Source organism: Thalassospira xiamenensis M-5 = DSM 17429 (genome assembly GCF_000300235.2).
Taxonomy (GTDB): domain Bacteria; phylum Pseudomonadota; class Alphaproteobacteria; order Rhodospirillales; family Thalassospiraceae; genus Thalassospira; species Thalassospira xiamenensis.
The window spans coordinates 305,203-329,878 of sequence record NZ_CP004388.1; the positions used below are offsets into that span (position 1 = coordinate 305,203).

The following is a 24,676-nucleotide window of genomic DNA, read 5'->3' on the forward strand; positions in this document are numbered from 1 at the left end:
ATGGGGGGCGGTTTTGGTTTTAGCCCTGATAACGGCGGAAGAAATAGCGATCCTGCGGGACGCCTTCGGGGAGCGGTTCGGCGATGGTGCCGGGTACGTCGATTTTCTGATCGGAGGCGACAATCGCGCCCTTGATCAGGGACAGCGGCAGGGTTTTGCCGATGAAGGATGCGATTTTGGCGTTGAGCGCCTCGTCCCCCGTCCCGACATCGGAATGGACCAGTGCGACCTTGCCAGCAAAGCGTTCAACCGCCATTGGCAGGGTTTCGAAAATGTCGCCCAGAAACAGGTGATCGTCATCGGGGATGCATTTCGGGTGGGCAGCGATCTGGCGGTCAAAGACAAAGATTTCGCGATCCGGCATGATTTCACGCAAATGATCGAAGGTGCGGCCATTGCCAAGCCCGATTTCAAGAACAATACCGTCATGGTCCTTGATCATTTCGGCGGCGGCATTCAGGCAGTCGCGCTGGGCCTGCAGGCGGCGGATGACGCTGTTAAGGCGGGACATTTATTCTTGTTCTCCGGGCGGTGAGGGTGAAATCGCGATATCATCCGAAAGCGGCCCGGTGCAAGGTGGTTAACCCGCACCGGGGGCTTTGAACGGGGTGTCAGCCTTTGAAAATCGTGGCGTCAAAGGCCGGGACGCGGGCACGGAAGGTATCGAGCCATGTGACGAGGGCGGCGTAAGTTTCGCGCCATTTGCCATCAAAGCGCAGATCAAGATAACCGAGCGCACAGGCAACCGCGACATGGCCGATGGTCAGGTCGCCTGCCAGTGACGGCGGGCTGGCTTCGAGCTGATCAAGGGCGCGTTTGACCTTGTCGGACTGATAGGACAGCCAGTCGGCGTGGCGCTTTTCTTCGGGGCGCATGCGGTTTTCGTAGACCTGCAGGATTGCGGCATCGACGATGCCATCGCCCAGCGCCTGAAGGGTCAATGCTTCCCACCGGGCGTCGCCTTCGGTCGGATGCAGGGTGACGCCATCGACCTGCGCGTCGAGATATTCGCAGATCACGCGGCTATCATAAATCTTGCGGCCATCATCAAGGATCAGGATCGGGATTTTACCCAGCGGGTTCTGTTTGCGCAGGGTGTCTTCCTGATCGTTGGTATTGGACATTTCGATGGTGAGCTGATCGTAAATGCCAAGAATTTTGGCGACGATTTTGACCTTGCGGCCGAAGGGTGACGGGTCGCTGGAGCGCAGGATCATGGGGTTCCTCCGATGAATTTCAACAAGTTGCCCGCAGTGTAAGGGGGAAATGCCGTTTCGAAGAACCCCAAATTTCGCGATTGTGGAAATCCTGCAGGGAAAGAGAGATCAGCCCCGGCGGTAATCAGGGGAATTGCCGGGCTCAATGACGGCCTCGCCCAGCCGGGCAAGGTGCAGTTCACGGGCCAGGCGGATGGAGGGCCGCAGGGCAAAACACACCGACCCGATGATGAAAAGCCACGTTCCGGTGTGCATCAGATCATCATAAAGGAACATGATGCTGCCGATGACGAACAGAACCGCGGCCAGCCAGTCGACGGTGGTATAGGCGATTTCATAGGCGCTATAGACCTGTCGGTGGCGTGAGGATGCGTCAAAGCGGCGGCTTTGGAAAAGCTTCATGCGTGGCTCCCGTTTTGGGGTGGGTTGTTTTTCCGTAACGCATGATGGCGGCAAACGTTCTTGAATATGTGGCCTATCGCCGCGCACGGGGATGGGTCCCCTGATAGACAGCCATCAGGCGTTCGGTATCGACCGAGGTATAGCGTTGGGTGGTCGAGAGCGAGGCGTGGCCCAGCAGATCCTGAATGGTGCGCAGATCACCGCCGCCAGCAAGAAGGTGGGTGGCAAAGGAATGGCGCATGGCGTGCGGGGTGGCGGTATCGGGCAGGTTCAGCAAGCCCCGGATTTTGCGCATTTCGCGTTGGGCGACCTGTGCGACCAGCCGACCGCCGCGCGCGCCAACAAAAAGCGGTTCATTGCCGTTCGGCGCATAGGGGCAGGTGTGGACATAATCATCAATCGCATCGCGGACGATTTGCAGGACGGGGACAAGGCGCTGTTTGTTGCCCTTGCCGGTGATGACCATCGAATCGCCCGTCGGGCGTTGATTGGCATTAAGGTCGAGTGCCTCGGATATACGCAACCCGCAGCCATAAAGCAGGGTGAACAGGGCGAGGTTGCGTTTGGCAAGCCACGGTTCATCCTGCCACGCGCCGGCATTATCAAGGACGGCCATTGCATCGGCGGGGCTTAACGGTTTGGGGACCGATTGCGGCAGTTTCGGATTGCGGATCGAATTGACCGCAGCATTTTGCCCGCGCCCGGTACGATCCAGGAAGCGATAGAAATTGCGCAGCGACGATAGGGCGCGCGCGGTGGAGCTTTTGGCCATGCCATCCATGCTGCGCCGGGCAAGCCAGCTTCGGAAATCGCGCGGGTTTAATTGCAGAAGAACGGCGATATCGGGTGTGTCACCCTTATGCCCCCGGACAAAACCAAGGAAGGCATACAGATCGGCGAGATAATTTTCGGTCGTGTGGTTTGATGCGCGGCGTTCGGCGGAAAGCCATTGCCGCCAGTCGGCAATGGCATCGCGCACGTCTTCGGGCAGGGTCAGGGCCAGAAGCCCCTTATTCATTGCGCCGGTGTCAGCCATCGGCGCACACCAAATTCAATCACGGAGGCGAGGAACATGATCAGGTCATGGGCCTGTGCCGGGCTGAAATAATCGGGTTCGGCGACGCCAAACGCCACCAGCCCGACCGGATCGCCATAAAAGGGTGCGACGCGGACAATGGCGGCGGAGCGGATATTATCGGCCTGCGGGCCAAAAATCGCCTCGTCCCCGGCATTGTCGGGCAGAAGCCAGACATCGTTTTCCTCGCCCAGAACCTGATCAACCGCACCGGCGGTTAGGCGACGGACGCGGCCGCCGCACCGGGGCACGGGGGCATCTTCGCTTTCTTCAAAGCACAATGCGATGGCGTCGAGATCAAGCAGTTCGGGCACAAGGTCCTGCAGGGCTTCGACGAAGACATCAAAGCCGCGTGCATTGAGCAGGGCCAGAACCGCGCGATGGATGCGGCTTTGGGTTTCGAGGTTGGATTTGGAGATATTGATCAGTTCGCTGGTGGCACCGCGCAGCTTTTCGCGTTCATCACGAAGGCGGGTGACGACATATTGCTGCATGTCGGCAATGCCTGAGCCCAGTTCGCGCACCGGCATGTCAAGGCTGTCAAGCAGGTCCGGCCGGTTGGCAAAAAAGTCGGGATGTTCGGCGAGGTAGGCCGCGACGTCGTCGGCGCGCAATGCTGTCTTTTCCATCTGATCCGGTAATTTGCAGTGAAACGAAAAACCCGGCAGCCACAATGCGGGCTGCCGGGTTAAATGCGTGTTAAGGACCGGTGATAAACCTGATCCTTGGCCGAATTTGTCGGTCTTAGAGGATCGACTGGCCGGTTTTTGCCCAATCGGCGACAAAGGTTTCAAGGCCCTTGTCGGTCAGCGGGTGTTTGAACAGCTGGCCAAGAACCTGCGGCGGGATCGTGACGACGTCGGCACCCAGACGGGCCGAATCGACAACATGCTGCGGGCCGCGTGCGGACGCGACGAGGATTTCGGTCTGCCAGTTCGGGTAGTTGTTGTAAACATCGGCGATGTCGGCAATCAGCTGCATGCCATCGGACGAAATATCGTCAAGGCGGCCAACGAACGGCGAGACATAGGTCGCACCGGCCTTGGCGGCCAGAATGGCCTGACCGACCGAGAAGCAAAGGGTGACGTTGGTCTGGATGCCTTCGTCGGTGAAGGTGCGGCAGGCTTTCAGCCCATCCGGGGTCAGCGGCAGCTTGACGACGACATTGTCGGCGATTTTCGCAAGTTTGCGGCCTTCGGCAACCATGGTTTCATAGTCGGTCGCGGCAACTTCGGCGCTGACCGGGCCGTCAACCACGTCACAGATTTCCTTGATCAGATCAAGGAACGAACGGCCGGTTTTGGCAACCAGCGACGGGTTGGTGGTCACGCCATCAACGAGGCCGGATTTGGCGATTTCGCGGATTGCGTCGATGTCGGCGGTGTCGATGAAAAACTTCATTGGATTTCCTGCTCAGGAGCTTTTGAAGATCGTTGTTCGATGATGCGGTTAGCTGATAGGGTCCGGTTCCATTCAAATGACGGTACCAGACGCCCAGTGCTGTGGGACCGTTTTCTTTTGTGCCACAAGCCGGTTATGCATAATCATGCGACCAACCCAGAGGCATCCTGACGGGGTTTATAATATATGAGCGCCGCAAAGGCCATATCGGGAAATCTGTTTGGTGATGATCCGGCCTTTCAGGTGACGGGTGAAACGATCAGTGTCCTGCCGCCGCTGCCCTTGGCGGGCCCGTATGATTATCTTGTCCCCGAGGGGTTGAGCGTTCAGCCCGGCGACTTTGTCGAAATTCCACTGGGCCGTCAGACCCAGCGCGGCGTCGTCTGGGGTAAGGCCAGGGGCGACGTCGATCCGGCCAAGCTGCGCGAAATTTATGGCGTTTTGCAGGCACCGCCAATGGCCGATGTGACGCGAAAGTTCGTCGATTGGGTGTCGGCCTATACCATGGCACCGCAGGGGGCGGTGTTGCGCATGGCGATGAGTGTTGCCGACGCGCTTGAGCCGCCAAAGCCGATTTTCAGATTTACCCTTGCCGATCCGGCAGAAGGGGAAGGCGATGGCGAAAGCAGCCTTCGCATGACGCCGCCGCGCAAGCGGGTGATGGCGTTCTTGCGTGACCATCCGCCGATGGAACAGGCCGATATCATGCGCGAAACCGGTGCCGGGGCCAGCGTGATCAAGGGGCTGGTCGAAGCAGGCGTCGTCCGGCGTTTGATGGTCACCCCGCCATCGCCGTTTGACGACCCCGACCTTGATATTGCGCGCCCGCATTTGTCGGAGGCACAGGAACGCGCGGCAGACATGCTGTGTGCCAAGGTGGCGGGGGATGGGTTTTCGGTCACGTTGCTTGATGGCGTGACCGGTTCGGGCAAGACCGAGGTATATTTCGAAGCAATCCGAACCGCGTTGGAGGCGGGACGGCAGGTGGTGGTCCTGTTGCCGGAAATCGCCCTTTCGGCGCAATGGTTGCAGCGGTTCCGTGACCGATTCGGGGTTGAGCCGGCCCTTTGGCATTCCGAAGTCGGGCAGGCGCGGCGACGCGATACATGGCGGGCGGTGGCCGATGGATCGGCAAAGCTTGTGGTCGGGGCAAGGTCCGCACTGTTTCTGCCCTATGCCAATCTGGGGCTGATCGTGGTGGATGAAGAACACGAACATGCGTTCAAGCAGGAAGACGGCGTGATTTATCATGCGCGTGACATGGCGGTTGCGCGCGCGCATCTGGGCGGGATACCGGCGATTCTGGCGTCCGCCACCCCGTCGCTTGAGACCCTGGCGAATGTCGAAGCCGGGCGGTATGAGCGGGTCGAGCTTTCGGAACGCCACGGCATGGCGGTTTTGCCAAGTGTCGAGATTGTCGATATCCGGCAGGACAGGCCGGAGCGGCAACGCTGGATCACGCCGACCTTGAAAAAGCGGCTGGCGGAGACATTTGCCGCCGGGGAGCAGGCGATGCTGTTCTTAAACCGGCGGGGTTATGCGCCGCTGACGCTTTGCCGGGCCTGCGGGCACCGGTTCCAGTGCCCGAATTGTACGGCGTGGCTGGTGGAACACCGGGCATGGGGCAAATTGCAATGCCATCATTGCGGCTATCAGGCCAAGGCCCCCGATAGCTGCCCGGCCTGTGGGGCGGAGGAAAAGCTTGCGGCGTGCGGGCCGGGGGTGGAACGGCTTTATGAGGAAGCGGTCGAGACATTCCCGCAAATCCGCATCGAGGTCGCGACATCGGACAATATCGCCGGGCCAAAGGCGGCGGCGGAGCTTGTCAATCGGGTGCATAATCACGAGGTTGATTTGCTGATCGGCACACAGATCTTGGCCAAGGGCTATCATTTCCCGATGCTGACCCTTGTGGGGGTGGTCGATGCCGATCTTGGCCTTGCGGGTGGGGATCTGCGCGCGGCCGAACGCAGTTATCAGTTGATGACCCAGGTGGCGGGGCGGGCCGGACGCGGGGATCGGCCCGGCATGGTGTTGTTGCAGACCGCCGACCCGTCCAACCGGGTGATCAAGGCGATTGCCGCGGGGGATCGCGATGCGTTTAACGAGGTTGAATTATCGCAGCGCATGACGCATGGCATGCCGCCGCATGGAAGGTTGGCGGCCCTGATCATTTCGGGGAAAAAGGAAAACGAGGTCGACGAAGCCGCATGGCGGATTGGCCGGGCGGCACCGCGCGGTGATGGCATTGTCGTTCTGGGACCGGCCCCGGCCCCGTTATCGTTGCTGCGCGGGCGGTATCGCCGCCGTTTCCTGATCCGGGCGGATAAACAGGTGCGGTTGCAGGCGATGATCCATGACTGGTTATCAAAGGTGAAAACACCGGGCAGTGTCCGGGTGCAGATCGATATCGATCCTTACAGCTTTATGTAGGGTCGGTTCGGATTCAGTTCTGATATTTGGACTGCCACCAGTCGAGCCCGTCCGGGCCGAGGTAATCCTGAAAGATGGTGGCAAGGCGGCCATCATTGCGCATTTCGCGGATGATCTGGTCATAGCGTTTGAGAAACGCGTCCTTGTCCGGGTAATCCGACGCCTTTGAAAACACGTTATAATAGGGCGCGCGGCGAAGCGGCGGATAGATGAAGGCGATTTTTTCGCGTTGCCCGTTGCGCAGGGTTTCGTAAAGCGTGCTGAGGTAATTGACCGGCACGACATCAAAACGGTTTTCCAGCAGCATCGGGATCAGCAGATCGTTTTTGGCGACGATTTCGATATCAAGCCCGGATTGCCAGAAGGTATCGGTATAGGAATATTCCGCTGCCGCCCCGACGCGGTGGCGCGCCAGATCGGAAAAATTATCGAAGGTGATCCGGTCCCGGTCTTCAATCCGCACGGCAAAGCGCCAATCGAGCAGAAGATGGGCTTCGTCGGGATAGTGCAGATACTGGCTGCGTTCGGCGTTTTGCGACAGGGTCAGGATAATGTCGCTGCTGCCGGTCTGGGCATTGTGCAAAAGGCGGCGGCCATTATCGACAAGCTGAAAGCGGTAATCGGTGATGCCCATATCGTTGAGCACTTCGGTCATGATGTCGATATCAATGCCACGCGGATCACGGTCGACCATCCATTTCAGCGGGGCTTCGGACAGGCCTTCGATGATCAGGGTGCGGGCAGGGGCGGTGGTTGAAAAGACCGCAATCAACAATGCCGCGATCAGGGTACATTTACCCGGCAGGTGATATCGGAACGACCCCGCCAAAAGCACGAAATCCCGGCATCGCGCCATATATTGTCTCCCGTCATGCTTGCGGGTTATGGATAGCCCAGATTTTTAAATTCCATGGATAAGATTTGATGACGAATGTTAAAAATTCAACAAGCGTGAGCGAAAGCCAGCAAAGCATATGTGACTGGGCCGAAAAGATTTTTGGCCCGGTGGCCGATCCCCGTGCGCTTGTTACGCGTGCGATGACGGAGATGAAGGAACTTGATGAGGCGGTTGTTGACCGCGATCTTTCGGAAATCGGGCGCGAAGCGGCGGATGTGATGATTTTGCTGTATCGGCTGGTCGATCAGTTCGGTCTGGACCTTGATCACGAAGTGCAGGCGAAAATGGCGATCAACCGGGCGCGGCAATGGTCGGCCAAGGGCGATGGCACCGGGTCGCATATCTAGGGTCCTGACCCTGATTGGCGGATCGGGCCACCGGTAGGGTGACCCGAGGTGATGATATCAGTTGGCGCTGTAGACCTTGCTGGACTTGCTGGTGAGCCAGGCCGGGATGGATTGCTTTTTGGTGCCGACGGTGGCGCTGTTGAAATTGTCGGCTTCGAGATAGACGTGGATGGGGCTGATGCCCTCGGCACTCATCCAGCTATCGGATGGTACGTCTTCGGCCGGGGTTTCGGACAGCGGGGCGGTCACGGCATCGCAGGCGATTTTGTAAACCGTGGTTTTACCGCCGAATGCATTGAGGCGGCTATCAGCCATGGCCCTGTAATCCGCCGATGTCAGATCGACAAAAACGGAAATTGCGGTTCCGGCCTGATCCTGATCATCGTAATAGGCGCGCGAGGCGGATGGCACGAAGGGGTTGGCGGTGCCGGTTTCGACAAAACGGAAATAGCCGGTGCTACACGCGAAGGCGTTGATCGGAAGCAGCAGGGCAAGGCCTGCAATCAGCAGGCCGGCCAGAGGGGACATCGAGGGCAGTTTCATTTGAACCTCCTTGGGGATGACATGGGTGTCCCGAATTGACGCCGGGAAGGTTCGAATGTGATGTCGATTACACTTTTTGATCGGAAAAAGCGGTTATCGATCAGGGGTTGTACGGACGGCATCGTCGAAAAAATCGGGGATTCGTTCCTTAAAGGTGATTTCCCAAAGACAGAATCCGCCGATGGCGGGAGAGGCGGCATTATAAAATAGTTGTAAAAAGCCTCGAAACGCGAGCGATCCGGGGCTGTTTTGCCCCAACTTCAGTAAAGAATGAAAAAGACCGCCCAAATGGCGTTGCGCGGGGGTTGCCCCTGTCATGGACATGTGATACCAAACGCTCGCTTCTCGGCGGGAACACCTTCCGAGAGACCATTTTTTTATACGTATCCGAGTCGTTCTCATAACCAGAATTGAGGGCTTTCACCGGTGTCCCAAAATACTGCCGCGACCGGGCTTCAAGGGCGTTACGCCACAGCATTATTCGAATTGGCCCAGTCGGCCGATGCGCTTGATGCTGTCAAAAGCGATCTTGAATTGCTCGACCAGGCCATCGTCGAAAGCGATGACCTGCGGAATGTGCTCCGTAGTCCCGTGATTTCCCGGGATGTGCAGGCCAAGGCAATGGCGGCCCTTCTGGACAAGCTTGGCGTTTCCGAGTTGACCAAGAAGACCGTTGGCGTTCTGTGTCAGAAACGCCGCCTTTTCGTTCTGCCGGATGTTATCAGTTCCTACCTTTCCATGCTCTCAGCTTTCAAAGGCGAAGTGACCGCACAGGTGACGTCGGCTTCCGAGCTGAAGAAAGAGCAAATCGAAGCCGTTACCGGCGCTCTTAAAGAAGTTGTCGGTGCCACTGTCAAAGTGGACCTGAATGTCGATCCGGCGGTTCTTGGCGGCCTTGTCGTCAAGGTCGGTTCCCGGGTTTTTGATGCCTCGCTTCGTACCAAATTGCAGAAGCTCGAGCTCGCTATGAAAGGGGTTGCGTGATGGAAATCCGCGCCGCGGAAATCTCCGCTATTCTTAAGGATCAGATCGCCAATTTTGGCGCTGAAGCCGAAGTTGCCGAAGTCGGTCAGGTTCTGTCTGTCGGTGACGGTATCGCCCGTGTTCATGGTCTTGACAATGTTCAGGCCGGTGAACTGGTCGACTTCCCGGGTGGCATCAAGGGCATGGCCCTGAACCTTGAGGAAGACAATGTCGGTATCGTTATTTTCGGTTCCGACCGTACCATCAAGGAAGGCGACCAGGTCAAGCGTACCGGTGCCATCGTTGACGTGCCGGTTGGCAAGGAGCTGCTGGGCCGCGTTGTTGACGCGCTTGGCAACCCGATCGACGGTAAAGGTGAACTGGGTGCGAAAGAGCGTCGCCTTGCCGACGTCAAGGCACCGGGCATCATCCCGCGCAAATCGGTTCATGAGCCGGTCCAGACCGGTATCAAGTCGATTGACTCGCTGATCCCGATTGGCCGTGGCCAGCGCGAGCTGATCATTGGTGACCGTCAGACCGGTAAAACCGCGATCATCATCGACACCATCCTGAACCAGAAGCCGGTGAACGATGCAGCGAAATCCGACAGCGACAAGATGTTCTGCATCTATGTTGCGGTTGGTCAGAAACGTTCGACCGTTGCTCAGGTTGTGAAGGTTCTTGAAGAACGTGGTGCGATGGAAAACACCATCGTTGTTGCCGCGACAGCTTCTGATCCGGCGCCGATGCAGTTCCTGGCACCGTTCGTTGCCTGCGCAATGGGTGAATATTTCCGCGACAATGGCATGCATGCCACCATCTTCTATGATGATCTGTCGAAACAGGCTGTTGCCTATCGCCAGATGTCGCTGCTTCTTCGCCGCCCGCCGGGACGTGAAGCTTTCCCGGGCGACGTTTTCTATCTGCACTCCCGTCTGCTGGAACGTGCTGCGAAAATGAATGACGAAAACGGCGCTGGCTCGCTGACCGCACTGCCGGTTATCGAAACCCAGGGTAACGACGTTTCGGCGTTTATTCCGACCAACGTGATTTCGATCACCGACGGTCAGATCTTCCTTGAAACCGACCTGTTCTATAAGGGTGTTCGCCCGGCTGTGAACGTTGGTCTGTCGGTTTCGCGTGTGGGTTCGTCCGCTCAGATCAAGGCAATGAAACAGGTTGCCGGTTCGATCAAGCTGGAACTTGCCCAGTATCGTGAAATGGAAGCTTTCGCACAGTTCGCATCGGATCTTGATCCGGCGACCCAGAAACTGCTGGCACGTGGCGCACGTCTGACGGAACTGCTCAAGCAGCCGCAGTATTCGCCGCTTAAAGTGGAAGAACAGGTTGTTGTGATCTATGCCGGTGTTAAGGGTTACCTTGACGGTGTGGAAGTTGGCAAAATTCGTGCTTTCGAAGAACAGTTCCTGAACGATATCCGTTCGACCGGTTCTGACATTCTTGATGCGATCCGCACCGAGAAGGTTCTTTCGGAAGCCACCGAAACGAAGCTCAAAGCGTTCCTCGACAAGTTCGCGAAAACCTTCGCGTAAGTCTGAAATTTAGGCGAAGGAGGAAACGCAATGGCTAGTTTGAAGGATCTGCGCTCGCGCATTGCCAGCGTCAAATCGACGAAGAAAATTACTTCGGCGATGAAGATGGTGGCGGCCTCCAAGCTCCGCCGTTCGCAGGATGCAGCAGAAGCAGCCCGTCCCTATGCGGATCGCATGGGGACGATGCTGGGACGGCTTGCAGCCGCGGTTGGTGGCGCACAGGGGGCACCGAAGCTTCTGGCAGGTACCGGCAAGGATGATGTGCATCTGCTCGTCGTCTTTACCGCGGACCGTGGCCTTTGCGGTGGTTTCAACGCATCGATCATCAAAGCGACCCGTATCAAGGTCCGCGCCCTTCGCGCGGCTGGCAAAACGGTGAAGCTGATCTGTGTTGGCCGCAAGGGTGCCGATGCGCTCAAGCGTGAATTTGGTGACGCGATTGTCGCCCGGTATACTGGCGTCGAAGGCAAGAAGGGGATTGATTTCTCTGCTGCTACCGACGTTGCTGACAAAGTTCTGGCGCTGTACGAAGAAGGCGAATTTGACGTCTGCTCGATCTTCTATAACAAGTTCGTGTCAGCAATTTCGCAAGTTGTGACCGAACAGCAGCTGGTACCGTTCGCGGTGCCGGAAGCCGACGGGCAGGAAGAAGCTACCGGTTCTTCTGCGGTTTATGAATATGAACCGTCCGAAGAAGCCATTCTGGCTGATCTGCTGCCGCGTAATGTCGGGGTCCAGATTTTCGGTGCGATGCTGGAAAGCAGTGCATCCGAGCACGGTGCGCGTATGTCCGCGATGGATAACGCAACCCGCAATGCCGGCGATATGATCGACCGACTGAGCATCCAGTACAACCGCTCACGTCAGGCCCAGATCACCAACGAACTGATTGAAATCATTTCCGGCGCCGAGGCTTTGTAAGCGGGTCGCAGGAACTAACGGATAGTTTTGTCCGAGCAGGAGACAATACCTATGGCGAACAAGAAGGCGGGGAAAATTTCCCAGGTTATGGGCGCCGTCGTCGACGTTAAATTCGACGGCGATCTGCCTCCCATTCTGAACGCGCTGCATGTTGACAACAACGGCCAGCGTCTGGTTCTTGAAGTTGCACAGCATCTTGGTGAGAATGCCGTCCGTACCATCGCGATGGACACCACCGAAGGTCTGCGTCGCGGTCAGGAAGTCATTGATACCGGTGACGCGATCCTGGTTCCGGTTGGTCCGGAAACCCTTGGTCGTATCCTGAACGTCATCGGCGAGCCGGTCGACGAACGTGGTCCGGTCAACGCGAAAATGACCTCCCCGATCCACCGTGAAGCACCGTCGTTTACCGATCAGTCAACCGACACCGAAATCCTGGTTACCGGCATCAAGGTCATCGACCTGATCGCGCCGTACACCAAGGGTGGTAAAATCGGTCTGTTCGGCGGTGCGGGCGTGGGTAAAACCGTTCTCATCATGGAACTGATCAACAACGTGGCAAAAGGCCACGGCGGTTATTCGGTTTTCGCAGGTGTTGGTGAACGTACCCGTGAAGGTAACGACCTCTATCACGAGATGATGGATTCGGGCGTTATCAACCCGGAAGGTGCATCCAAAGCCGCACTGGTTTATGGCCAGATGAACGAACCCCCGGGAGCCCGTGCACGTGTTGCTCTGACCGGTCTGACGATTGCGGAATATTTCCGTGATGAAGAAGGCCAGGACGTTCTGTTCTTCGTCGATAACATCTTCCGCTTTACCCAGGCGGGTTCGGAAGTGTCGGCACTTCTGGGTCGTATCCCGTCTGCCGTGGGTTATCAGCCCACACTGGCAACCGACATGGGTGCACTTCAGGAACGTATTACCTCGACCAAAAAAGGTTCCATTACCTCGGTCCAGGCCATTTACGTCCCTGCCGATGACTTGACCGACCCGGCACCGGCAACCTCGTTTGCCCACCTTGATGCGACCACGACGCTCAACCGTCAGATTGCCGAGCTTGGCATCTATCCGGCTGTTGATCCGCTCGACAGTACCTCGCGTGCGCTTGATCCGGGCGTTATCGGCAAGGAACACTACGAGACCGCCCGTGAAGTGCAGCGTATCCTTCAGACCTATAAGGGTCTTCAGGACATCATCGCAATTCTCGGCATGGACGAGCTTTCGGAAGAAGACAAACTGGTCGTGGCCCGTGCCCGTAAGATCCAGCGTTTCCTTTCGCAGCCGTTCCACGTTGCAGAAGTCTTTACCGGTACTCCGGGCGTGTTCGTTCAGCTCGAAGACACCATCAAGGCATTCAAGGCCATCTGCGCTGGTGAATATGACCACATGCCTGAACAGGCATTCTACATGGTCGGCACCATCGAAGAAGCCATCGAGAAAGCCAAGAAGATGGCCGAAGCTGCCTAAGGCAGCTTCGGTCCCCCTTCCCATACGGGAGAGAGGACTGTCATGACTGATACGACTGTATTGGAACTTGTTTCGCCGTCTGCCCTGCTCAAATCCGAGCCGGTCGAGATGGTCGTTGTTCCGGGCACGGACGGGAATTTTGGCGTGCTGCCGAAGCATTCGCCGATGATCTCGACCATTCGCCCCGGTGTCATCGACATCTATGCAGGTGGCAAGGTTTCCGAACGTATCTTCGTTGCCGGTGGCGTCGCCGAGGTTAACCCCGAGCGTTGCACCATTCTGGCCGAAGAAGCGGTTCCGGTTTCCGATATCAAGGCCGATGAAGCCCAGGCACGTCTTGAGACCGCGCAGGCGGACCTGAAGGCGGCAACCACGGCGCATGACAAGGCGAATGCCGAGCGTGCGCTTGAGGTTGCCCGTGCGCAGATTGCCGCACTGTCCAACTGATCATCGATCTTCGACTTTGTTAAAAAGGCCGCTGTTGTGCAGACAGCGGCCTTTCTGCTTTTGGCATGTCAGAAGGGCTGATCGGGAAAGTATGATGGGGGTAGCCGCAACCGGCGGCGGGATCAGGGGGACGGGGTCAGGGCAAGACCGAGCCAGAAAGATTCGATCATCTTCATCAGTTCGATGAATTCCGTGACATCGACCGGTTTGCGCAGATAGCAGTTCGCCCCCGCCGCATAGCACAGATCCACATCATGTTCGGCCCCCGACGTGGTCAGTACGATCACAGGGATCGAGGCGGATGACGGATCATTCCGGATTTCGCGCAGCATTTCGCGGCCATCCTTGCGGGGCATGTTCAGGTCCAGCAGGATCAGGCGGGGCCTTGGCGCATTGCGATAAGGGCCATCCTGTTGCAGGAACTGGCGCGCGGTCATCGCATCCTTGACGTGATGCAGCGTAACCGGGTGGGTGAATTCACGGAGCGCTTCCTGAACCAATCGGGCGTCGCCCGGATTGTCTTCTATCAGCAGCAAATTGCTTACGGCCCCGCTTGCACCGGCGATCATGCGACGTCCTTATTCTTTTGGATGGGGAATGTCGGAAACTCCCCCTTTTGATAGATGAGAATTATAGTCAATCTTTTAGGGGAATTGAAGAAAAAGACAGAATAAATTCAATCTTTTAGGGGGAAAGTTTGAAATTTCTGAATCCGGTTCACTTTTTCAACGGGTCAAATTTGAGGAAACAGAACGCCAAATCAATAGGATACAGGCGAAAGTTTGATCAAAATACTATCCTTGCGTATTGTTTGGCTGGCTGCATTCGTATGGGTGTAAACAGAAAAAACGCACCGCGATTTTTCACGGTGCGTTCGATTCTGGGTGATGAATGATGGTGGCCGTTTGGGGCCGGTCATGCCGCACGGGGCGGCACGTGGTCAATTCGCAGGGATGCCCAGTTCATCGGCCAACCCGGCAAAGCGGGTCAGAAGATCGGTATCATCGGAAAATACCTGTCGGGCATTGTCATAGGCCTGCTTTGCCTGATCGGGTTGGCCGATCACCATATAGGCGCGGATCAGACGGGCCCAGCCTTCGGGGTTTTCCGGGTTTTCCGCCAGCTTGTCGGCCAGCTGGGACACCATGCCAAGGATCATTTCCTGACGTTCTTCGGGCGACATTTCGGCGGCTGCTTCCATGTCTTCGCGCGAGGGTCCCCCAGGCCCGGCAGGGGCGTTTGAGGCCATTGGCGGGGTGATCTTGATCCGGCCGGTAATGTCGATCCCCTGGGCGAGGGCGGCTTCGTCGATCCGGGCCAGCACCATCGGAAGCCATCCGGCATCGGACGGCGCACCATTCACCAGCACGATCCAGCGATCAATCGCGGCAGCGACATTGCCGTTCTGCGCATCGGCAAGACCGAGGAAATACTGGATGCGGGGGTCCTCGCTGCCGGATTGGGCGGCTTCTTCGAGTGCGCCGCGGGCGATTGTGTTGACCTGGCCGTTATTCGCCCGGATGACGCTTTCGGCATACATCGCCAGATAATCACCATCGCGACCGGATTGCTTGACCGCTTCGAGGAAGGCGGTCTGGGCTTCTTCGGCGCGCCCAAGCGCCATCAGACTGGCACCAAGCAGTTCCCAGCCCTTGAGGTCATCGGGATTTTCAAGCAGGCGGTTTGACAGGTCCTGTACGGCGCGGTTCAGCGCGTCATTGCGGCTGGCGTCATTTTCGCTGGCCTGCCGGGCGGCCATGATTTCGTCAGTACGGCTGGCCATGGGGCGATCACGAAGGTCGGGGCGGCCAAGATCCAGATAAAGGCCGATACCGCCGACAAACAGAAGCAGGGTAAAGATCGCAACAGCCGGGCGCAGGCGGGAGATGCGCGTTGCGGCCTCGCCGGATTGCTGGCGGGTGCTGATGCGCTGATCGGTGGCAAGGATGCGGCGCTGGACTTCGGTGCGGGCGGCGTCGGCCTGTTCGCCGGTCAGAACGCCGCGTTCGATGTCGCGGCCGATTTCGGCAAGCTGGTCGCGGTAAACCGCAAGATCGCGTTGCAGTTCGTCTTCGTCCATGTCGGCAAGGTGATCATCACCCGCATCGGCACTGGCGGAACGCGCATTTCGCAAGATCGGCCAGAGGACGTAACCCGCCACCAGAGCCGTCAAGGCGCCAAGAACAATCCAGATGGTCATTGAGAATCCTATTCGGCGGGTACGGTGTGAACCGTTTTGGTGGAGCGGGCAGGGGCACCGACGCGATAACGACGATCGGAGAGCGACATCAGACCACCCAGCACCATGATGATGCCACCGGCCCACATCCACGGGATCATCGGTTTGACATAGAAGCGCGTCACCCATTTGCCGCTGGCGTCTTCATCGCCGATGACAGCATAGATATCGCCGGTGAAACCGGACCGGATTCCGGCCTCGGTCGTGGGCATGCCTTCGACGGTGTAGACGCGCTTTTCCGGGGTAAGCGTTATGGTGCGTTCGCCCGGGGTTGCGATGGTGATGGTGGCCTCGCGGGCGAAGAAGTTCGGCCCCTGATATTCGCGAAGGCTGCTGAGTGTGAAGGTATGGCCCGAAACAACCGTGCTTTCACCGATGGCAAGCGATTGAACCGATTCTTCTGTCCATGCCTGTGATCCGGTGATCCCGGCAATGACAATCGCCATCCCGGCATGAGCCAGCATGGTGCCGTGTGCCGAGCGTGGCAGATTGCGCATCCGGCGGAAGCTGGTCGAGAGCGGTTCGCGGAAAAGCTTGATCCGTCCGGCCCATTCCAGCATCGTTCCAACAAACAGCCAGATCGCCAGCCCCATGCCAAACAGGGCAAAGGCCGGACCACCGGCAAGCCAGTAGGTGACGATCAGAACGAGGATCACGGCGGCAATGGCGATTTTGAGCTTGCCCAGAACCGCAAACAGATCGGCGCGTTTCCACGGCATCATCGGCCCGAATGCCATGGCAATGATCAGGGGCGTCATGATCGGAACGAAGGTGGAATTGAAGAACGGCGCGCCGACCGAAATCTTTTCACCGGTCAGGGTTTCAAGCAGCAGCGGATAAAGGGTGCCGAGCAGCACCATGGCCGCGGCAATCGAGAGCAGCACGTTGTTGAAAACAAGTGCGCCTTCGCGCGAGATCGGCTGAAACAGACCGCCGCCCTTCAGGGTTGGGGCGCGCCACGCATAAAGGGCGAGAGACCCGCCCACCGTCAGGCACAGCAGGAACAGGATAAACACCCCGCGCGTCGGATCGGTGGCAAAGGCATGAACCGATGTCAGCGCGCCCGACCGCACCAGGAAGGTGCCCAGCAGCGAGAAGGAAAAGGCCAGGATTGAGAGGAAGATCGTCCAGCTTTTGAGCGCGTCGCGTTTTTCAACGACAATCGCCGAATGCAAAAGCGCGGTTCCCGCCAGCCACGGCATGAAGGATGCGTTTTCCACCGGGTCCCAGAACCACCAGCCGCCCCAGCCGAGTTCGTAATAGGCCCACCAGGAGCCAAGCCCGATCCCGGCGGTCAGGAACATCCATGCGGCCAGCGTCCAGGGACGGACCCAGCGTGCCCATGCCGGATCAACCCGGCCTTCGATGAGTGCGGCAACCGCAAAGGCAAAGGCCACCGAGAAACCGACATAGCCGAGATAAAGGAACGGCGGATGAATGGCGATGCCAGGGTCCTGAAGCAGCGGGTTCATGCCTTCGCCGTTGAGCGGCGGATTAATCACGCGCTCGAACGGGTTAGACGTCAGAAGGATGAACAGCAGAAAGCCGAGCGCAATCAGCCCCATGACGCCAACGACGCGCGCCAGAAGGCTTGGCGGCAGATTCTGGCCAAAGCCAGCGACCGCGGCCGAAAACAGGGTCAGGATCATCACCCAGAGCAGCATCGAGCCTTCGTGGTTGGCCCAGACCCCAGTGATTTTATAGATCAGCGGTTTGGAGGTGTGGCTGTTGGCGACCACATTGACGACCGAGAAATCGGATGTGACATAGGCATATGTCAGGGCGGCAAAGCTTGTACCGACAAGGGCAAAGCAGGCAATCGCCAGACGTGGCGCAATTTTCAGAAGTGCGGCATCACGCCGGGACGCAGCCAGAAACGGGATGGTCGACTGTGCCATTGCCACCACCAGTGACAGCACCAAGGCATAATGTCCGATTTCAACAATCATAAGTGGGCCTGTTGTTTGCTCTTATCCGCCTGCCGGGCTGATATAGTCGCTTCGGTCTGGTTTGAAAACCTTGCGGAATATCAAATATGCGCTATTTGCTGCACAGGCGAAGGTCAAAATATGGCAATAGTCATTACATATTACGCCAATTCACGATATAAAACCGCAATCAGCGAGCGGAAAATTGAAGACCAAGGGTCTGTAGAACATGAGTCAATGTCCTGTCATTGACATCGCGCAAAGGGAAATATGGGCACGTCGGGCAACCACGGCCTCTATTGTCATTGCTGCGACGCTGATTGCCATCAAGGCCGCCGGTTGGTTCATGACCGATTCCGTCAGCCTTCTATCTTCGATGATTGATAGCATGCTTGATGTCGGGACGTCTGTGATCAACTTCATGGCGGTCCGAAGCGCATGGCGCCCGGCCGATCACGATCACCGTTTTGGCCATGGCAAGGCCGAACCGCTGGCGGGGCTTTTCCAGTCTGCCTTCATGATCGGGGCGGCCATTCTGGTTCTGGCGGAGGCCGGATCGCGGCTTGCGGAACCACAGCCGATCCGGTTTGCGGTTGAAGGCGTGTGGATCATGTCGATCTCGCTTGTCATGACCGTCGGGCTTGTGTTGCTGCAACGAAAAGCGGTGCGGATGTCCGGGTCGTTGGCGGTTGACGCCGATTCGATGCATTACACCAGCGACATCCTGTCCAATCTGGCGGTGATTGTTGCCCTTGTTGCCGGTTTTTCCGGCCTTAACTGGGCCGATCCGGCGATTGGCGGCATGGTGGCGCTTTTCCTGCTTTATTCCGCGGTCAAGGTCGGGCGCAATTCGGTTTCGGTCCTGATGGATCAGGAATTGCCGGAATCGGACAGCCAGCGGATCATCGAACTGACGATGAAAAACGCGTCCGTGATCGGCATTCACCGTCTGCGCACCCGGTCATCGGGCGTGCATCGCTTTGCCGAGATCGAACTGATCATGGATGGCGGGATGCTGATGCGGGAATCGCACACCATCTGCCATCAGGTGATGGACAGCATCCGGGCGGAATATCCCGATCTAGATATCACGATCCATCCCGAACCGCCCGAAGACATCCATCTCGACGAGTTCAGCGGTTATACCGAAGACCCGGAATTCTGGCATACGGGCCGGGCGCGCAAGGCCGGTCAGGACAGTATTCCGGCGTCAAATGGCGAGCTGGCGACGGGTCGCTAGGTTTTGGGTGTTTTCCACCAATTGACATTACCCGCATAACTTGTAACCCTGCAATCGATCACCTGGGGAGCCCCGACAAGGGGCTGAGAAACTGCTGGCTTTGCAGCGCAGTGACCCTTTGAACCTGATCCAGTTCATACTGGCGTAGGGATGGTGCGGATGCTGGCATATTTACCTGTTTTGATACTGTGGGTACGCCCCGTTTGTCATGGCAGGTTTCCCATTACCGGTCGGCATTTTTCATCAGCAGCCTCTCGCAGAACTGGGTCTCCATTGCCTTGATTGCAAAGGGGCCTTTTATGTCTGTTCCATCTACCAAAACCGATATCACTAGCGATGTCACAACCGGGCCGTTGCCCGCATCGCGCAAAATCCACATTACGGGATCGCACTTTTCCGATATTCGCGTACCGATGCGTGAAATTGCGGTTCATCCCACGGCGGGCGAACCGCCGATCAGGGTTTATGACCCGTCGGGGCCCTATACCGACCCGGATGTCACGATTGACATTGCCAAGGGACTGCCACGACTGCGCCGAAGCTGGATCGCGGCGCGTGCTGATACCGAACGATATGCCGGGCGCGACATCAAACCCGAAGATAACGGCTTTGTCGAAAGTGAAAGCCATGCGGTTCCGGCATTTCCGCAAAGCCATGCGCCGTTGCGCGCAACTGGCGGGCGGGCCGTGACGCAGCTTGCCTATGCCCGGGCCGGAATCATTACCGCCGAAATGGAATATGTCGCGATCCGTGAAAATCTGGGCCGGGCGGAAATGCGCGCCAATGCCAAGCGTGATGGCGAGGCATTCGGGGCGGTGATCCCCGATCATGTGACGCCCGAATTCGTCCGTGAAGAAATTGCACGGGGGCGCGCGATCATCCCGGCCAATATCAACCATCCGGAAGCCGAACCGATGATCATCGGGCGGAATTTTTTGGTGAAGATCAACGCCAATATCGGCAATTCGGCGGTGACATCATCAATGGCGGAAGAGGTTGAAAAGATGGTCTGGGCGACGCGATGGGGGGCGGATACGGTGATGGACCTGTCGACCGGGCGCAATATCCACAATATCCGCGACTGGATCATCCGCAATTCGCCGGTGCCCATCGGGACGGTACCGATCTATCAGGCCTTGGAAAAGGTTGGCGGTATTGCCGAGGACCTGACATGGGAAATATTCCGCGACACATTGATCGAGCAGGCCGAACAGGGCGTGGATTATTTCACCATCCATGCCGGATTGCGGTTGCATCACATCCCGTTAACCGTGGACCGGGTGACCGGCATCGTATCGCGGGGTGGGTCGATCATGGCGAAATGGTGCCTGCATCATCATCGCGAAAGTTTCCTGTATGATCATTTCGCCGAGATCTGCGACATCTGCCGGGCGTATGACGTTTCCTTTTCGCTGGGCGATGGGTTGCGGCCCGGATCGATTGCCGATGCCAATGATGCCGCCCAGTTTGCCGAACTGGAAACACTGGGCGAATTGACCCGCATTGCATGGGATCGTGATTGCCAGGTGATGATCGAGGGGCCGGGCCATGTGCCGATGCATAAAATCCGCGAAAACATGGACAAGCAATTGTCGATTTGCGGCGAAGCACCGTTTTACACGCTGGGGCCGCTAACCACCGATATTGCGCCCGGCTATGATCACATTACATCGGGGATCGGGGCAGCGATGATCGGCTGGTTCGGGACCGCAATGCTGTGTTACGTGACGCCCAAGGAACATCTGGGCCTGCCGGACCGGGATGATGTGAAGACCGGGGTGATCACCTATAAGATTGCTGCCCATGCTGCCGATCTTGCCAAGGGGCACCCGGCGGCCAAGGCGCGCGATGATGCGCTTTCGCGTGCACGGTTTGAATTTCGCTGGGAAGATCAGTTCAACCTGTCGCTGGACCCGGAAACCGCACGGGCATTTCATGATCAGACCCTACCGAAAGAGGCGCACAAGGTCGCGCATTTCTGTTCGATGTGCGGGCCGAAATTCTGTTCGATGCGAATTTCGCATGAAATCCGGGCCGATGTGCAGAAGGAAGGCATGGCGGCGATGGCGGAAAAATACCGTGATGGCGGGGATTTATACATGCCCCGAAACATCGGGAAATAAGCCTGTGAAAATGGCGGGCCCGGTGACGGACCCGCCTTCTTCTTTTGGTTTGCCGTGCCGAAAGGTTAAAGGACGGTCAGCATGCTGGCGACCAGCGGATGACGGACGATGTCCCGATCAGCCAGTTTGACGCAGGCGATGTCTTCGACATTTTCAAGACGGTCGGACATTTCCGACAGGCCCGACATTTCCGGCAGAAGGTCTGTCTGGTCCGGGTCGCCGGTCAGGATCATGGTTGAATTCCAGCCAAGGCGGGTGACCAGCATCTTGAGCTGTCCGTAGGTGCAGTTCTGGGCCTCGTCAATCACGACGAAGGCATTGTTGAGCGTACGGCCACGCATATAACCGATGGGCGCGATTTCAATCGTGCCGTCCGAAAGGTACTGCCGCAGGCGTTTGGCACCGAGACGGTCATTCAGTGCATCGTAAAGCGGGCGAAGATAGGGAGCCATTTTGGCTTCGACGTCGCCGGGCAGGAAGCCGATATTTTCGCCCGCCTCGACCGCGGGGCGGGCCAGAACGATGCGGCCGATTTCGCCCTTGTCCAGCGCTTCGACGGCCTTGGAAACAGCGATGAAGGTTTTCCCGGTTCCCGCCGGGCCAAGTGCAAGGATGAGGTTGAAGGCATCGATTGCTTCCATCAGGGCCGCCTGATTTTCGCTTTTCGGGCGAATGTGGCGGCGGAAGCTTTGATCGCGTTGGCCGTTCTGAGGGACGTCACCCTGACCGTTCAGGGGATGCCAGTTTGACTTGTCACCGTCAAACAGCTCGTGAACGTTGGTGTCTGCCTGTTGCGGACGGCTACGACGGCGTGCTGCGCGCTTACCCATAAGTCACCTCATCAATTGTGCCAATAAAGCAAAACGCGCCATTCCATCATGGAAAGGCGCGCATTCAATTTTCATCTTGCGATGGAAGTGGCGGGTGGGTTCACCGCCGTTCGCAGCAACATGTTGCATCTGCGATCCGGGGGGCGAAAAATTCCGTTTTACAACGTGCTCTCGCGTCACTCGGGAACCCCTCCTGCGGTCCAGTTATTGACCGTACAACAGAATCGTACCCCTACATCCTGTGTTTTGTCACTGTTTTTTATCTGATTAAATTTAAATGAAATCGGAAAGTGAATCTTTTCATAGATTTATGCCGCATCTGCGAGATAACTTTTTTCTAATGCAGTGCTTCGGGCGTCCCGGATTGGTGTTTTGGCAGGCCAAAACTGATTATCCAGCCGATCAGAAGGAAGGCGGCCGAGACGGCCAGACAGCCAACCAGACCGCCATACATATAGGCCAGTCCTGACAGGATGGTGCCAGTCAGTCGCCCGACGGCATTGGACATGTAATAGAACCCGACATTCATCGCGACCCTGTCACCATCGGCATAGGCAAGGATCAGATAGGAATGCAGCGATGAATTGACCGCAAAGACCAGCCCGAAGACCATCAAGCCGCCCAGAACGGCGATTTCGGGCGAGATATCAAACTGCACGGCGGCCGCAATGCCCGCGGTGACGATGATCAGGGCGAAAATCCACAGGCGCGCACTTTGGCCATCCGGGGTGCGCGTGCCCGCGCGTAGGATTTTGGGCGCAATCGTCTGGATGAAGCCATAGCCGATCACCCACAGCGCCATATAGGTACCGACCTCGATATGGCCCCAGCCAAGATGGGTTGCCAGAAAGACCGGCAATCCGACGACAAACCAGATATCGCGCGATCCGAACAGGAACATGCGGGCGGCTGACAGGATATTGATCTTGCGATCCCTGGAAAAGACTTCGCGGAATTTGGGTTTCGGTTTGTTGGTCGGGGCGGCCATTTCGGGACCGATGGACAGGGCCACTGCAATCAGGATGACGGTCAGCCCGGTTGCCATCGCGAGCAACGCCCCGTCAAAACCAAGCCAGGCCAGAAGCGCACCGCCCATGAAAAAACCGGCCCCTTTGAGCGCGTTTTTCGATCCGGTCAGAAGGGCGACCCAGCGAAACAATGCCCCGTTGGCATTTTCGGGCACCAGAACCTTGATGGCCGATTTGCTCGACATTTTGGTCAGGTCCTTGGCGATACCCGATGCGGCCTGCAGGCCCATGACATAGGCAACCGATATCCACGGCAGCCAGTTTTCATTGGTCAGAGACAGGGCGGAAAGGGCGGCGATCTGGGTGATCAGCCCGGCAAACAGGGTAAAGCGCAATCCGCGCGCCTGTGCCAGCCAGCCACCGACCAGATTGGTGATGACCCCGGCACATTCATAAAGGACAAACAGAAGGGCGATTTCAAAGGCCGAGTATCCAAGGTCATTGAAATGCAGCAGAACCAGCATGCGCAAAGCCCCGTCCGTCAGGGTAAATCCCCAATAGGCGGATGTGACAAGGGCATAATTGCGAATGGCCGATGACATGAAAATGATCCTAAAGGCTTTGGGCGACTTTGGCGGCCAGATCAACCATCCGGCAGACATAGCCCCATTCATTGTCATACCAGGCGAATATTTTGACCTGCCGTTTGTCGATCACCATGGTTGATCCGGCATCAATGATCGAGGAGCGTGGATCGTTGAGATAATCGCAACTGACCAGCGGGCGTTCCTCGTATCCGAGAATCCCGGCAAGATAGGTTTCCGAGGCGGTGCGCAGCAGGTTATTGACCGTTTCGAAATCGGTATCGCAGGCGACTTCGAACACGCAATCGGTCAGGGATGCGTTCAGCAGCGGCACGCGCACGGCAATGCCGTTCAGCTTTCCGGCCAGTTCCGGGTAGATCATGGTGATGGCGGTGGCCGAGCCGGTGCTGGTGGGGATCAGCGATTGCAGGCTGGACCGGGCGCGGCGCAGATCCTTGTGCGGCAGGTCAACCACGGTTTGGGTGTTGGTCACATCATGGATGGTGGTGATGGCACCATGCACGATACCCAGTTTTTCGTGGATGACCTTGACCACCGGGGCCAGGCAGTTTGTCGTGCAGCTTGCCGCGGTCAGAAGGTGATGGATTGCCGGATCATAGAGATCGTCATTGACGCCATAAACGATGTTAAGCGCGCCTTCCTTGACCGGGGCGGCGACGATGACTTTTTTCACCCCCTGATCAAAATAGGACTGAAGCGTTTCGGGGGTTTTGAATTTGCCGGTACATTCGAAAACGATATCGCAGCCCAGCCCGATCCAGTCGGTATCGCCCGGTGTGGCATTTTCCGAAAAGGTCAGGGCGGCTTGGCCATCAATGACAACCGTATCATCGATGCAGGTTACCGGATGGTCCCAGCGCCCATGCACGGAATCGAATTCCAGCAGATGGGCGGCGGTTTTCGCCCCGCCGCTGATTTCGTTGATATGGACGAATTCAAGGCCGGGATGGCCCCAGCCCGCGCGCAAGGCAAGACGCCCCATGCGGCCAAAGCCGTTGATGCCGATACGGATTTTGCGGCTCATTTCGAGGACTCCTGAATATCAGGTCACTAACGGGGGCCGTTAGTGACCG

At 57.6% G+C, this 24,676-nt stretch carries 23 protein-coding genes and 1 riboswitch; of the genes, 9 read left to right on the top strand and 14 right to left on the bottom strand.

The genetic code is table 11. The features are described from left to right. Positions 1-19 precede the first annotated feature (19 nt). The 6 genes from TH3_RS01405 to fsa all read right to left on the bottom strand — a co-directional run bounded on the left by TH3_RS01405 (position 20) and on the right by fsa (position 4,095). The gene (locus TH3_RS01405) at positions 20-511 is read right to left on the bottom strand and encodes a class I SAM-dependent methyltransferase (protein WP_007089191.1); all 492 of its coding nucleotides are present in this window, start codon (positions 509-511) and stop codon (positions 20-22) included. A 100-nt stretch (positions 512-611) separates the two neighbouring features. Further along, on the bottom strand, positions 612-1,217 hold the full coding sequence (locus tag TH3_RS01410; RefSeq protein WP_007089190.1) for a glutathione S-transferase: 606 nt from the start codon (positions 1,215-1,217) through the stop codon (positions 612-614). Positions 1,218-1,325: 108 nt separating this feature from the next. Next, positions 1,326-1,619 carry a YrhK family protein gene (locus TH3_RS01415; RefSeq protein ID WP_007089189.1) on the bottom strand — a complete coding sequence of 98 codons (294 nt, stop codon included), beginning with the start codon at positions 1,617-1,619 and terminating at the stop codon, positions 1,326-1,328. A gap of 73 nt (positions 1,620-1,692) precedes the next feature. Next, entirely contained in the window at positions 1,693-2,655 is a 963-nt protein-coding gene (locus TH3_RS01420; RefSeq protein ID WP_007089188.1) for a tyrosine recombinase XerC, read from the bottom strand. Next, the gene (locus tag TH3_RS01425; protein WP_007089187.1) at positions 2,634-3,323 is read right to left on the bottom strand and encodes a DUF484 family protein; all 690 of its coding nucleotides are present in this window, start codon (positions 3,321-3,323) and stop codon (positions 2,634-2,636) included. Before TH3_RS01425 ends, TH3_RS01420 begins: the two co-directional genes overlap by 22 nt. Before the next feature lie 115 nt (positions 3,324-3,438). Next, complete coding sequence (gene fsa / locus TH3_RS01430) at positions 3,439-4,095, bottom strand: fructose-6-phosphate aldolase (RefSeq protein WP_007089186.1); 657 nt, start codon at positions 4,093-4,095, stop codon at positions 3,439-3,441. 186 nt (positions 4,096-4,281) lie between these two features. Between fsa and TH3_RS01435 the strand changes: the two genes are divergently transcribed. Beyond that, positions 4,282-6,528: a primosomal protein N' gene (locus tag TH3_RS01435; RefSeq protein ID WP_007089185.1), complete on the top strand. Its 2,247-nt coding sequence runs from the start codon at positions 4,282-4,284 to the stop codon at positions 6,526-6,528. 13 nt (positions 6,529-6,541) lie between these two features. Here TH3_RS01435 and TH3_RS01440 read toward each other — a convergent pair whose 3' ends face one another. Next, entirely contained in the window at positions 6,542-7,384 is an 843-nt protein-coding gene (locus TH3_RS01440; RefSeq protein WP_007089184.1) for a substrate-binding periplasmic protein, read from the bottom strand. 68 nt (positions 7,385-7,452) lie between these two features. Between TH3_RS01440 and TH3_RS01445 the strand changes: the two genes are divergently transcribed. Then, on the top strand, positions 7,453-7,773 hold the full coding sequence (locus TH3_RS01445) for a pyrophosphohydrolase domain-containing protein (RefSeq protein ID WP_007089183.1): 321 nt from the start codon (positions 7,453-7,455) through the stop codon (positions 7,771-7,773). A gap of 57 nt (positions 7,774-7,830) precedes the next feature. Here TH3_RS01445 and TH3_RS01450 read toward each other — a convergent pair whose 3' ends face one another. Next, positions 7,831-8,316 carry a hypothetical protein gene (locus TH3_RS01450; protein ID WP_007089182.1) on the bottom strand — a complete coding sequence of 162 codons (486 nt, stop codon included), beginning with the start codon at positions 8,314-8,316 and terminating at the stop codon, positions 7,831-7,833. A 426-nt stretch (positions 8,317-8,742) separates the two neighbouring features. Between TH3_RS01450 and TH3_RS01455 the strand changes: the two genes are divergently transcribed. The 5 genes from TH3_RS01455 to atpC are packed head-to-tail and all read left to right on the top strand — an operon-like array spanning position 8,743 to position 13,670. Next, entirely contained in the window at positions 8,743-9,300 is a 558-nt protein-coding gene (locus TH3_RS01455; protein ID WP_007089181.1) for a F0F1 ATP synthase subunit delta, read from the top strand. Next, positions 9,300-10,832 carry a F0F1 ATP synthase subunit alpha gene (gene atpA / locus TH3_RS01460; protein ID WP_007089180.1) on the top strand — a complete coding sequence of 511 codons (1,533 nt, stop codon included), beginning with the start codon at positions 9,300-9,302 and terminating at the stop codon, positions 10,830-10,832. The genes TH3_RS01455 and atpA overlap by 1 nt, the downstream gene beginning before the upstream one ends. 30 nt (positions 10,833-10,862) lie before the next feature. Then, positions 10,863-11,753, top strand: a complete 891-nt coding sequence (locus tag TH3_RS01465) for a F0F1 ATP synthase subunit gamma (RefSeq protein WP_007089179.1) — start codon at positions 10,863-10,865, stop codon at positions 11,751-11,753. Positions 11,754-11,804: 51 nt separating this feature from the next. Then, positions 11,805-13,223 carry a F0F1 ATP synthase subunit beta gene (gene atpD, locus TH3_RS01470; RefSeq protein ID WP_007089178.1) on the top strand — a complete coding sequence of 473 codons (1,419 nt, stop codon included), beginning with the start codon at positions 11,805-11,807 and terminating at the stop codon, positions 13,221-13,223. Positions 13,224-13,265: 42 nt separating this feature from the next. Further along, positions 13,266-13,670: an ATP synthase F1 subunit epsilon gene (gene atpC, locus TH3_RS01475; protein ID WP_007089177.1), complete on the top strand. Its 405-nt coding sequence runs from the start codon at positions 13,266-13,268 to the stop codon at positions 13,668-13,670. 122 nt (positions 13,671-13,792) lie between these two features. Here atpC and TH3_RS01480 read toward each other — a convergent pair whose 3' ends face one another. From TH3_RS01480 to TH3_RS01490, 3 genes are all read right to left on the bottom strand, one after another. Continuing rightward, entirely contained in the window at positions 13,793-14,239 is a 447-nt protein-coding gene (locus TH3_RS01480) for a response regulator (RefSeq protein ID WP_007089176.1), read from the bottom strand. 371 nt (positions 14,240-14,610) lie between these two features. Further along, entirely contained in the window at positions 14,611-15,870 is a 1,260-nt protein-coding gene (gene ccmI / locus TH3_RS01485) for a c-type cytochrome biogenesis protein CcmI (RefSeq protein ID WP_007089175.1), read from the bottom strand. Positions 15,871-15,878: 8 nt separating this feature from the next. Then, a complete protein-coding gene (locus TH3_RS01490) occupies positions 15,879-17,858 on the bottom strand; it encodes a heme lyase CcmF/NrfE family subunit (RefSeq protein ID WP_007089174.1) in 1,980 nt (659 codons plus the stop codon). Between the two features lie 208 nt (positions 17,859-18,066). Here TH3_RS01490 and TH3_RS01495 point away from each other — a divergent pair, with 208 nt between their 5' ends. Both TH3_RS01495 and thiC read left to right on the top strand, forming a co-directional pair. After that, positions 18,067-19,077: a cation diffusion facilitator family transporter gene (locus TH3_RS01495; RefSeq protein ID WP_007089173.1), complete on the top strand. Its 1,011-nt coding sequence runs from the start codon at positions 18,067-18,069 to the stop codon at positions 19,075-19,077. Positions 19,078-19,130: 53 nt separating this feature from the next. Next, a riboswitch (TPP riboswitch) is annotated at positions 19,131-19,246 on the top strand. A 130-nt stretch (positions 19,247-19,376) separates the two neighbouring features. Continuing rightward, entirely contained in the window at positions 19,377-21,200 is a 1,824-nt protein-coding gene (gene thiC, locus TH3_RS01500) for a phosphomethylpyrimidine synthase ThiC (RefSeq protein WP_007089172.1), read from the top strand. 65 nt (positions 21,201-21,265) lie between these two features. Here thiC and TH3_RS01505 read toward each other — a convergent pair whose 3' ends face one another. The 3 genes from TH3_RS01505 to TH3_RS01515 form a co-directional block, all read right to left on the bottom strand. Continuing rightward, entirely contained in the window at positions 21,266-22,030 is a 765-nt protein-coding gene (locus TH3_RS01505) for a PhoH family protein (protein WP_007089171.1), read from the bottom strand. Positions 22,031-22,367: 337 nt separating this feature from the next. Continuing rightward, positions 22,368-23,600, bottom strand: a complete 1,233-nt coding sequence (arsJ, locus tag TH3_RS01510; RefSeq protein ID WP_007089170.1) for an organoarsenical effux MFS transporter ArsJ — start codon at positions 23,598-23,600, stop codon at positions 22,368-22,370. Positions 23,601-23,610: 10 nt separating this feature from the next. Then, positions 23,611-24,627 carry an ArsJ-associated glyceraldehyde-3-phosphate dehydrogenase gene (locus TH3_RS01515; protein WP_007089169.1) on the bottom strand — a complete coding sequence of 339 codons (1,017 nt, stop codon included), beginning with the start codon at positions 24,625-24,627 and terminating at the stop codon, positions 23,611-23,613. Between the last annotated feature and the right edge of the window lie 49 nt (positions 24,628-24,676).

Excerpts from the sequence above, each read along its gene's own strand:
- TH3_RS01405 (WP_007089191.1), bottom strand. The coding sequence starts at position 511 with ATGTCCCGCCTTAACAGCGTCATCCGCCGCCTGCAGGCCCAGCGCGAC.
- TH3_RS01410 (WP_007089190.1), bottom strand. The coding sequence starts at position 1,217 with ATGATCCTGCGCTCCAGCGACCCGTCACCCTTCGGCCGCAAGGTCAAA.
- TH3_RS01415 (WP_007089189.1), bottom strand. The coding sequence starts at position 1,619 with ATGAAGCTTTTCCAAAGCCGCCGCTTTGACGCATCCTCACGCCACCGA.
- TH3_RS01420 (WP_007089188.1), bottom strand. The coding sequence starts at position 2,655 with ATGGCTGACACCGGCGCAATGAATAAGGGGCTTCTGGCCCTGACCCTG.
- TH3_RS01425 (WP_007089187.1), bottom strand. The coding sequence starts at position 3,323 with ATGGAAAAGACAGCATTGCGCGCCGACGACGTCGCGGCCTACCTCGCC.
- fsa (WP_007089186.1), bottom strand. The coding sequence starts at position 4,095 with ATGAAGTTTTTCATCGACACCGCCGACATCGACGCAATCCGCGAAATC.
- TH3_RS01435 (WP_007089185.1), top strand. The coding sequence starts at position 4,282 with ATGAGCGCCGCAAAGGCCATATCGGGAAATCTGTTTGGTGATGATCCG.
- TH3_RS01440 (WP_007089184.1), bottom strand. The coding sequence starts at position 7,384 with ATGGCGCGATGCCGGGATTTCGTGCTTTTGGCGGGGTCGTTCCGATAT.
- TH3_RS01445 (WP_007089183.1), top strand. The coding sequence starts at position 7,453 with ATGACGAATGTTAAAAATTCAACAAGCGTGAGCGAAAGCCAGCAAAGC.
- TH3_RS01450 (WP_007089182.1), bottom strand. The coding sequence starts at position 8,316 with ATGAAACTGCCCTCGATGTCCCCTCTGGCCGGCCTGCTGATTGCAGGC.
- atpA (WP_007089180.1), top strand. The coding sequence starts at position 9,300 with ATGGAAATCCGCGCCGCGGAAATCTCCGCTATTCTTAAGGATCAGATC.
- TH3_RS01465 (WP_007089179.1), top strand. The coding sequence starts at position 10,863 with ATGGCTAGTTTGAAGGATCTGCGCTCGCGCATTGCCAGCGTCAAATCG.
- atpD (WP_007089178.1), top strand. The coding sequence starts at position 11,805 with ATGGCGAACAAGAAGGCGGGGAAAATTTCCCAGGTTATGGGCGCCGTC.
- atpC (WP_007089177.1), top strand. The coding sequence starts at position 13,266 with ATGACTGATACGACTGTATTGGAACTTGTTTCGCCGTCTGCCCTGCTC.
- TH3_RS01480 (WP_007089176.1), bottom strand. The coding sequence starts at position 14,239 with ATGATCGCCGGTGCAAGCGGGGCCGTAAGCAATTTGCTGCTGATAGAA.
- ccmI (WP_007089175.1), bottom strand. The coding sequence starts at position 15,870 with ATGACCATCTGGATTGTTCTTGGCGCCTTGACGGCTCTGGTGGCGGGT.
- TH3_RS01490 (WP_007089174.1), bottom strand. The coding sequence starts at position 17,858 with ATGATTGTTGAAATCGGACATTATGCCTTGGTGCTGTCACTGGTGGTG.
- TH3_RS01495 (WP_007089173.1), top strand. The coding sequence starts at position 18,067 with ATGAGTCAATGTCCTGTCATTGACATCGCGCAAAGGGAAATATGGGCA.
- thiC (WP_007089172.1), top strand. The coding sequence starts at position 19,377 with ATGTCTGTTCCATCTACCAAAACCGATATCACTAGCGATGTCACAACC.
- TH3_RS01505 (WP_007089171.1), bottom strand. The coding sequence starts at position 22,030 with ATGGGTAAGCGCGCAGCACGCCGTCGTAGCCGTCCGCAACAGGCAGAC.
- arsJ (WP_007089170.1), bottom strand. The coding sequence starts at position 23,600 with ATGTCATCGGCCATTCGCAATTATGCCCTTGTCACATCCGCCTATTGG.
- TH3_RS01515 (WP_007089169.1), bottom strand. The coding sequence starts at position 24,627 with ATGAGCCGCAAAATCCGTATCGGCATCAACGGCTTTGGCCGCATGGGG.